The organism is Streptomyces viridosporus (assembly GCF_002078235.1).
Taxonomy (GTDB): domain Bacteria; phylum Actinomycetota; class Actinomycetes; order Streptomycetales; family Streptomycetaceae; genus Streptomyces; species Streptomyces viridosporus.
Map to the genome: position 1 here is coordinate 1 of NZ_MSGP01000188.1, position 9,516 is coordinate 9,516.

At 72.1% G+C, this 9,516-nt stretch carries 6 protein-coding genes; 5 read left to right on the forward strand and 1 reads right to left on the reverse strand.

What is annotated here, in order from left to right:
• From B7L92_RS14085 to secD, 3 genes are all read left to right on the forward strand, one after another.
• Positions 1 to 576 (forward strand): response regulator (locus B7L92_RS14085; RefSeq protein ID WP_081237751.1); only part of this gene is annotated, 576 nt, incomplete at its 5' end.
• Entirely contained in the window at positions 573 to 980 is a 408-nt protein-coding gene (locus B7L92_RS14090) for a hypothetical protein (RefSeq protein ID WP_081237753.1), read from the forward strand. The genes B7L92_RS14085 and B7L92_RS14090, both read left to right, overlap by 4 nt.
• Positions 981 to 1,047: 67 nt before the next feature.
• Positions 1,048 to 3,372 (forward strand): protein translocase subunit SecD, encoded by a 2,325-nt coding sequence (gene secD, locus B7L92_RS14095; RefSeq protein WP_081237755.1) that lies wholly within the window; start codon positions 1,048 to 1,050, stop codon positions 3,370 to 3,372.
• Positions 3,373 to 3,506: 134 nt separating this feature from the next.
• Here the strand turns inward: secD and B7L92_RS14100 are convergent, their stop codons facing one another.
• Positions 3,507 to 5,447 (reverse strand): ABC transporter ATP-binding protein, encoded by a 1,941-nt coding sequence (locus tag B7L92_RS14100; RefSeq protein ID WP_255310940.1) that lies wholly within the window; start codon positions 5,445 to 5,447, stop codon positions 3,507 to 3,509.
• A gap of 387 nt (positions 5,448 to 5,834) precedes the next feature.
• Here B7L92_RS14100 and B7L92_RS14105 point away from each other — a divergent pair, with 387 nt between their 5' ends.
• Positions 5,835 to 6,932, forward strand: coding sequence for a mechanosensitive ion channel family protein (locus B7L92_RS14105; RefSeq protein WP_081237759.1), 1,098 nt, complete (start codon positions 5,835 to 5,837; stop codon positions 6,930 to 6,932).
• A 321-nt stretch (positions 6,933 to 7,253) separates the two neighbouring features.
• On the forward strand, positions 7,254 to 9,473 hold the full coding sequence (locus tag B7L92_RS14110) for an NADP-dependent isocitrate dehydrogenase (protein WP_081237761.1): 2,220 nt from the start codon (positions 7,254 to 7,256) through the stop codon (positions 9,471 to 9,473).
• The last annotated feature ends 43 nt before the right edge of the window (positions 9,474 to 9,516 follow it).

Sequence of the window (9,516 nt, forward strand, 5' to 3'; positions counted from 1 at the left end):
GAGCCGGACCTGGAGGTGGTCGCCGAGGCCGGTGACGGGGCGGAGGCGATCGCCATGGCCCGTACCCACGAGGTCGACCTGGCCGTGCTGGACATCGCCATGCCCCGGTTCACCGGTCTGCAGGCCGCGCGCGAGCTGGCCGCGGTGCGCCCCGGCGTGCGCATCCTGATGCTGACGATGCACGACAATGAGCAGTACCTGTTCCAGGCCCTCAAGGCCGGCGCGAGCGGTTATGTGCTGAAGTCCGTCGCCGACCGAGATCTGGTCGCCGCCTGCCGCGCGGCGATGCGGGACGAGCCGTTCCTCTACCCTGGCGCAGTCACCGCTCTGATCCGCAACTATCTCGACCGGGTCCGTGACGGTGAGGAAGCCCCCGAGCAATTGCTGACCCCGCGCGAGGAGGAAGTGCTGAAGCTGGTCGCCGAGGGACACTCGTCGAAGGAAATCGCCGAGCTGCTCTTCATCAGTGTCAAGACGGTGCAGCGCCACCGGGAGAACCTGCTGCACAAGCTGGGTCTGCGGGACCGCCTGGACCTGACCCGCTATGCCATCCGCGCCGGACTCGTCGAGCCTTGACCACCCACCGGACGGGACCGGTCGCCCGCCTTCCGCTCCTCGCCGGTGTGGCCTTCGCCACCCTGGCCGCCCTCCTGCTGACCCTCGCGCCCGGTTTCACCCAGGAAGTACGGATCGTTCCGTTCGTGTCCGTGTCGGCCCCCGCTCCCTCGATGCACCCGCCCGACACCCGTCCGTACCTCGACGACGCCTATGTCGGCGCCGGCACCGTCCTCATCAGGCCGCAGCGCGACGGCGGCGAACGGACGATGTCGGCCGGTCCGCCGCTCCTCGCGCCCCCGCACGCCCCCCGCGTCCCGCCCCGGCCGGCCCGTCCCGCGCCGGTGGCCGGCCACGTCCCGACCGACACCGCGCACGTGCCGTCGGACCTCGGCCGGGCACCGCCCGCGGCCTCCAGCGCCTGAGGCCCCCTTTCCCTTCTCTTCTCCGCCGCGCGTCCCCTCGGCCGCGGCATGCCTGCTGGAGGCATTCGTGAAACGTCCCGCCCGTTTCAGGGCGCTGTTCGCGCTCGCCGTGATGGCGGTGTCCCTGTACATCACCGTCACCGTCCCGGTCCGTCTGGGCCTGGACCTGCGCGGTGGCACCCAGATCGTTCTGGAGACCCGCTCCACCGACACGGCCAAGGCCGACGGCGAGGCCACCGACCGCACCCTGGAGGTGCTGCGCGGCCGGGTCGACGCGCTCGGCGTCGCCGAACCCACCATCGTCCGCTCCGGTGAGAACCGGATCATCGTCGAACTGCCCGGCGTCCAGGACCCGCGCAAGGCCGCCGACGTCCTGGGCCGCACCGCACAGCTCTCCGTCCACCCGGTGCTCGGCGCCGCCACGGAGTCCACCAAGCCCGAGGGCAAGGGCGAGCGGATCCTGGCCGACGAGGCCGGCGAGCGGCTCCGGCTGAGCCCCGCGAGCCTCACCGGTAAGGACGTCAAGGGCGCCGACGCCCAGTTCGACCAGCAGAACGGTGCCGGCTGGCACGTCACCGTCGACTTCAAGAACGACAAGGGCTGGGCCAAGCTGACCGGCGAGGCCGCCTGCAACCCGGCCGGCGACCCGAAGCGCCGGGTCGCGATCGTCCTGGACAACAAGATCATTTCCTCGCCGCAGGTCGATCCGTCCGTCTCCTGCGGCGTCGGCATCGCCGGCGGGTCCACCCAGATCACCGGCTCCTTCACCAGCGACGAGGCCCGTGAGCTGGCCCTGCTCGTCGAGGGCGGCGCGCTGCCGGTGCCGGTCGAGACGGTGGAGCAGCGGACCGTGGGCCCGACGCTGGGCGCCGAGGCCATCAAGTCGAGCGCCTACGCGGCCGCCCTCGGCACCGCCCTCACCGCGCTGTTCATCATCGTCGTCTACCGGCTCATGGGCTTCCTGGCCACCGTGGCCCTGGCCTGCTACGGCGTGATCTCCTACGCCGCCCTGGCGGGGCTCGGCGCGACGCTGACCCTGCCGGGCCTGGCCGGTTTCGTCCTGGCGATCGGCATGGCCGTCGACGCCAACGTGCTGGTCTTCGAGCGAGCGCGCGAGGAGTACGGCAAACGCAACCGGCCCAGCAGCCGCTCGGCCCTGACCGCCGGCTTCAAGGGCGCCTTCAGCGCGATCGCCGACTCCAACATCACCACGCTCATCGCGGCGGGACTGCTGTTCCTGCTCGCCTCCGGCCCGGTGAAGGGCTTCGGCGTCACCCTGGCCATCGGTGTCATCGCCTCCATGATCAGCGCCCTGGTGATCACCCGGGTGCTGGCCGAGTTCGCGGTGGAGCGCCGCTGGGTGCACCGCCGTCCCCAGATCACCGGTCTGGCCTCGATCGGGCGGGTGCGCGAGTACCTCACCCGCCGCAACCCGCAGCTGATGCGCCGTCCGCGCCGGTGGCTGCTGGTCTCCCTCGTCGTGCTGCTCGTCACCGGCGCCGGCATCGCGGTGCGCGGGCTGAACTTCGGCGTCGAGTTCACCGGCGGCCGGCTCATCGAGTACACGACCACCAAGACCGTCGACCCGGACCGGGCCCGCGAGGCCCTGGCCGACGCCGGCTTCCCGCAGGCCGTCGTGCAGTCCTCCGGGGACAACGGGCTGACGGTGCGCACCGAAGAGCTGAGCAACGCCGAGGCGGTCAAGGTGGCCGAGGCCATCGACCAGGTCGGCGGCGGGGCGGAGAAGGTCCGCGACGAGCTGATCGGCCCGAGCCTCGGCGACGAGCTGCGCCGCAACGCGCTGATCGCGCTCGGCCTGGCCCTCGGCGCCCAGCTCCTGTACCTCGCCTTCCGGTTCCGCTGGATGTTCGGTACGTCGGCGGTCGCCACCCTGGCGCACGACGTGGTGATCCTCACCGGCATCTTCGCGTGGCTGGGCAAGCCGATCGACGGGGTGTTCCTGGCCGCCCTGCTCACCGTGATCGGTTACTCGGTGAACGACTCCGTGGTGGTCTTCGACCGCGTCCGGGAACTGTGGACCAAGGACCGCAAGGCACCTCTGGCCCAGTCCACCAACCTGGCGATCCTGCAGACGGTGCCCCGCACGGTCAACACCGGTATCGGCGTGATCTTCATCCTGGCCGCGCTGGCTCTGCTGGGCGGCGACTCGCTCACCGACTTCGCGCTCGCCCTGCTGATCGGCATGCTGGTGGGCACGTACTCGTCGGTCCTGACCGCCTCGCCGCTCGCCATCGTGCTCGACGCGTACTCCCGCGGCGACAAGGGCGGCCGGGGTCGTGGCCGGGGCCGGGAGCGTGCCGGTTCCGGGCGCGGCAAGTCCGGCGCCGGGGAGCGCTCGTCCCGGGCCGAGGCCGCCGGCAAGGGGGTGTGACACCGGGCGGCTCCCCCCGCGGGAGGAGCCGCCCCGCCCGCACGGAGCGCCGCCGTCCGTCCCGGTCCCGGGGCGGGCGGCGGCGCCGTGTGACGGGCCGGCCGCGTGACGCCGGATGGTTCCGCGGTCGGGGGCTACACCGCCGCCGGTGCGCCGCGGTCCCCGTCGGGGGCCCGGTCGTGCTCGTGCTTCCGGCCCGGGCCCCGGTCGTGGTCCGTCGGCCGGGGGGCGAACTGGGTACGGTGCAGTTCGGCGTAGCGGCCCCCGGCCGCCAGCAGCTCCTCGTGGGTGCCGCGTTCCACGATGCGGCCGGCCTCGACCACCAGGATGAGGTCCGCGGCGCGGACGGTGGACAGGCGGTGGGCGATCACCAGCGCCGTCCTGCCCTCCAGCGCCTCCGTGAGGGCCTCCTGCACGGCCGCCTCGGAGGTGTTGTCCAGGTGCGCGGTGGCCTCGTCGAGGACGACGACGCGCTGCCGGGCCAGCAGCAGCCGGGCGATGGTCATCCGCTGCCGTTCGCCGCCGGAGAGGCGGTAGCCGCGTTCGCCGACCACGGTGTCCAGGCCGTCGGGCAGGGACCGCACGAGTCCGTCGAGGCGGGCCCGGCGCAGGGCGTCCCACAGGTCGGACTCCGCCGCGTCCGGGCGGGCCAGCAGCAGGTTGGCGCGGACGGTGTCGTGGAAGAGGTGGCCGTCCTGGGTGACCATCCCGACGGTGTCGCGCAGCGATCCGGCGGTCAGGTCCCGGACGTCGACGCCGCCCACCCGCACGGCGCCCGCGTCGACGTCGTACAGGCGCGGCAGCAGGTGCGCGACGGTCGACTTGCCGGCGCCGGAGGAGCCGACCAGGGCGACGGTCTGTCCGGGTTCGGCGCGGAAGGAGACGCCGTGCAGGACCTCGGCGCCACCGCGCGTGTCGAGGGAGGCGACCTCCTCCAGGGAGGCCAGGGAGACCTTGTCGGCGGACGGGTAGCCGAAGCGGACGTCGTCGAACTCGACGGACACCGGGCCCTCGGGGACCTCGCGCGCGCCGGGCCCCTCCTCGATGAGGGGCTTCAGGTCCAGCACCTCGAAGACCCGCTCGAAACTGACCAGGGCGCTCATCACCTCCACCCGCGCCCCGGCCAGCGAGGTCAGCGGCGCGTACAGGCGGGTCAGCAGCAGTGCCAGTGACACGATCGCGCCCGGTTCCAGGGCGCCGCGCAGGGCGAACCAGCCGCCGAGCCCGTAGACCAGGGCCAGGGCCAGGGAGGAGACCAGGGTGAGGGCGGTGATGAACACCGTCTGGGCCGTGGCGGTCCGTACGCCGATGTCGCGGACCCGGCGGGCGCGCTCCGCGAACTCCTCCGACTCCTGCTCCGGGCGGCCGAAGAGCTTGACCAGGGTGGCGCCGGGCGCGGAGAAGCGCTCGGTCATCCGGGTGCCCATGGCCGCGTTCAGGGTGGCGGCCTCGCGCTGCATGCGGGCCATGCGGCGGCCCATGCGCCGGGCCGGAACCACGAACACCGGCAGCAGGACCAGAGTGAGCAGGGTGATCTGCCAGGACAGCGTGAGCATGACGGCGAGGGTCAGCAGCAGGGTGACCAGGTTGCCGACCACGGTGGACAGGGTGTTGCTGAAGGCCCGCTGGGCACCGATGACGTCGTTGTTGAGACGGGAGACGAGCGCTCCCGTACGGGTGCGCGTGAAGAACGCGACCGGCATGCGCTGCACGTGGTCGAACACCGCTGTCCGCAGGTCGAGGATGAGGTCCTCCCCGAGCGACGCCGACAGCCGGCGGCCGAGGATGCCGAGGGCCGCCTCGACCACCGCGATCAGCGCGATGAGCAGGGCCAGGCGGACGACCGTGGCCTCGTCGCCGCCCGACACGATCGTGTCCACGACGTGCCCGGCGAGGACGGGCGTGGCGACGGCCAGCAGCGCGGTCGCCGTGCCGAGCAGCACGAACAGGGCCATGCGGCGGCGGTGCGGGCGCGCGAAGGCGCCGATGCGCCGGAGCGTCGACCGTGCGAAGGGGCGGCGCTCGTCCTGGGCGTTCATGACACTGTGCAGCTGTGTCCACGCTGTGGTCTCCATGCTCATGAGATGAACCTAGGACCTCCAGCGAGGTTGAGGTCAAGGACGGCTCCGCCCCGCGCCGCCGGTCCGCTCCCCGGCCGCGCCCGCGTGGTACCCGCGGGCGGCTGTCGCTGCTGCCGGGTGCGGTGACGCCGGGCGTACCGGTGCGGCGAGGGTGGCCCGAGCGGCCGGCCGGGCGGGCGGTTGAGCGGGCCCTCCGGTGACGGCGGGATCCCGACGGGAACGGTGCGGACGGACCGCGCGGATACGGCAGGATGTGCGATCGTGCCGACCGCAGGTCAGAACGGGCCCGGCACACCCCCCTTACCGGAACTCGAACAGGTGACGACACGTGACACGACTTCACACACGGCCGCCGGCCAGGATGTCCGCCGGAGGTGAGCGGTGACCCGCTCACTCACCCTGGACGATCTGGTGTACGCCGGTATCGCCCTCGCCGCCGGTCTGCTGGCGGCGTTCCTGCTGCGGATGCTGCTGCGCTGGCTCGGCCGGCACGCCGAGCGCACCACCTGGCGCGGGGACGACGTCCTCGTGGACGCGCTGCGCATGATCGTGCCGTGGGCGGCGATCGCGGGCGGCGTGGCCTCCGCGGCGGCGGCGCTGCCGCTGACCCGGACCGTGCAGCACAACGTCAACCAGACGCTGACGGTGCTGGTCATCTTCGCCGCGACCATATCGGCGGCGCGGGTGGTGGCCGGCCTGGTGCGCTCGGTCACCCAGTCCCGCTCCGGCGTCGCCGGGTCGGCCACCATCTTCACGAACATCACCCGGATCCTGGTCCTGGCGATCGGTTTCCTGGTGGGGCTGCAGACCCTGGGCATCTCCATCGCCCCGCTGCTCACGGCCCTCGGCGTCGGCGGTCTGGCGGTCGCGCTCGCGCTGCAGGACACGCTCGCCAACCTCTTCGCCGGCATCCACATCCTCGCCTCCAAGACCGTGCAGCCGGGTGACTACATCCGGCTGAGCAGCGGCGAGGAGGGCTATGTCGAGGACATCAACTGGCGCCAGACGACCGTCCGCGAGCTGTCCAACAACCTGGTGGTCATCCCCAACGCGCAGCTGGCGAAGACGAACATGACCAACTTCATGCGCCCCGAGCAGAAGCTGACCATCCTGGTGCAGGTCGGGGTGTCGTACGACAGCGATCTGGAGCACGTCGAGCGGACGACGAAGGAGATCGTCACCGAGGTGATGACCGAGATCACCGGTGCCGTGCCGGAGCACGAGCCGGCGGTGCGCTTCCACACCTTCGGCGACTCCCGCATCGGCTTCACCGTCATCCTGGGCGTGGCCGAGTTCAGCGACCAGTACCGGATCAAGCACGAGTTCATCAAGCGCCTGCACCGGCGCTACCGCGACGAGGGCATCCGGATCCCGTCGCCCGCGCGGACGGTGGCGCTCCAGCAGGGCACCGTGGTCATCCCGCAGCAGCGGGGCACCGGGGCGGAGCCGATCGACATGACCACGACCACGCCGATCTGACCGGGGCGTCCGCCTCCGGCCGCCCGGCGGGACGAGTCGTCCGGCCGGGCCGACCGGGCCCCGACGGCGCCCCGCACCCGCACGACCGCGCTCCCGGGCGGCCCGCCCGCGCCCGGCCGGCACCGGGCCGGCGGCCCCCTCGGCCCGGTACGTCCGGCCCGGTACGCCAGGTCCGGGCACCGGTCGGCGCGCCCCCGGAGCCGCCCGCCGGGGACGCGGCGGGGGTTTGCCCGGAAGTCGGTGCGGACCCCTGTCGAGTCGCGGTCGGTCACGGGATATCTTGATGTCGAGCAATGTTGCAGACGTGGAGCGGAGCACCCGGTGACTGACTCGACCATCATCTATACGCACACTGACGAGGCCCCGGCCCTGGCGACGTATTCCTTCCTGCCGGTGGTCCGGGCGTACGCCTCGCAGGCGGGTGTCGCCGTGGAGACGCGCGACATCTCGCTGGCCGGGCGCATCATCGCCGTGTTCCCGGAGTACCTGACCGAGGACCAGCGCATCCCGGACGCCCTCGCCGAGCTCGGTGAGCTGGCCAAGACGCCCGCGGCCAACATCATCAAGCTGCCGAACATCTCGGCGTCGATCCCGCAGCTCAAGGCCGCCGTCGCCGAGCTGCAGGGCCAGGGCTACGCGCTGCCGGACTACCCGGACGACCCGAAGAGCGACGAGGAGCGCGAGATCCGCGCCCGCTACGACAAGGTCAAGGGCAGCGCCGTGAACCCGGTGCTGCGCGAGGGCAACTCCGACCGCCGCGCCCCCGCCTCGGTGAAGAACTACGCCAAGTCCCACCCGCACCGCATGGGCGCCTGGACCTCCGAGTCCAAGACCAACGTGGCGACCATGGGCGAGAACGACTTCCGCTCCACCGAGAAGTCGGTCGTCATCGCCGAGGACGGCGCGCTGCGCATCGAGCTGGTCGGTGACGACGGCACCACCACCGTGCTGCGCGAGTCCGTCCCCGTCCTCGCGGGCGAGGTCGTCGACGCCTCCGTGATGCGGGTCGCCGCGCTGCGCGAGTTCCTGACCGCGCAGGTCGCCCGCGCCAAGCAGGAGGGCGTGCTGTTCTCCGTGCACCTGAAGGCCACGATGATGAAGGTCTCCGACCCGATCGTCTTCGGCCACGTGGTGCGCGCCTTCTTCCCGAAGACGTTCGCGCGGTACGGCGAGAAGCTCGCCGCGGCCGGCCTCACCCCGAACGACGGTCTGGGCGGCATCTACAAGGGTCTGGAGAACCTGCCCGAGGGTGCCGAGATCAAGGCGTCCTTCGACGCCGAGCTGGCCGAGGGCCCGGAGCTGGCCATGGTCGACTCCGACAAGGGCATCACCAACCTGCACGTCCCCTCGGACGTCATCGTGGACGCCTCCATGCCGGCCATGATCCGCACCTCCGGCCACATGTGGGGCCCCGACGGCCAGGAGGCCGACACCCTCGCCGTCCTGCCGGACTCCAGCTACGCCGGTGTCTACCAGGCCGTGATCGACGACTGCCGCGCCAACGGCGCCTACGACCCGTCCACCATGGGCTCGGTCCCGAACGTCGGTCTGATGGCGCAGAAGGCCGAGGAGTACGGCAGCCACGACAAGACCTTCGAGATCCCCACCACCGGCACCGTCCGCCTGGTCGACCAGGCCGGCGACGTCGTCCTGGAGCAGGCCGTCTCCACCGGTGACATCTTCCGCGCCTGCCAGACCAAGGACGCCCCGATCCGCGACTGGGTGAAGCTCGCCGTCACCCGCGCCCGCGCCACCGGCGACCCGGCCGTCTTCTGGCTGGACGAGACCCGCGCCCACGACGCCAACCTCATCGCCAAGGTGAAGCAGTACCTGCCGGAGCACGACACCGAGGGCCTGGACATCCGCATCCTGTCCCCCGTCGAGGCGACCAAGCTGTCGGTGGAGCGCATCCGCCGCGGCGAGAACACCATCTCCGTCACCGGCAACGTGCTGCGCGACTACCTGACCGACCTGTTCCCGATCCTGGAGCTGGGCACCAGCGCCAAGATGCTGTCGGTCGTCCCGCTGATGGCGGGCGGCGGCCTGTTCGAGACGGGCGCGGGCGGTTCGGCGCCGAAGCACGTGCAGCAGCTGGTCAAGGAGAACTACCTGCGCTGGGACTCGCTCGGTGAGTTCTTCGCGCTGGTGCCGTCCCTGGAGCAGTACGCCGAGACCACGGGCAACGCCCGCGCCAAGGTCCTCGCCGACGCCCTCGACCGCGCCACGGCGACCTTCCTCAACGAGGACAAGTCCCCGACCCGTCGCGTCGGCGGCATCGACAACCGCGGCAGCCACTTCTACCTGTCCCTGTACTGGGCCCAGGAGCTGGCCCGGCAGACCGACGACGCGGACCTGGCGAAGGCCTTCGCCCCGCTCGCCGAGACGCTCGCCGCGAACGAGCAGAAGATCGTCGACGAGCTGATCGCCGTCCAGGGCAAGCCCGCCGAGATCGGCGGCTACTACCAGCCCGACCCGGCCAAGGCCGCCGAGGTCATGCGTCCGTCCGCCACCTGGAACGAGGCGCTGGCGTCCCTGAGCTGACGCAGCCGCTCCTCGCGAGCCCCCCGTACTCCGCCCCGGCCGG

Bases quoted from the DNA above. Each gene is read 5' to 3' on its own strand.
- B7L92_RS14100 (WP_255310940.1), bottom strand. From the start codon at position 5,447: ATGGAGACCACAGCGTGGACACAGCTGCACAGTGTCATGAACGCCCAG.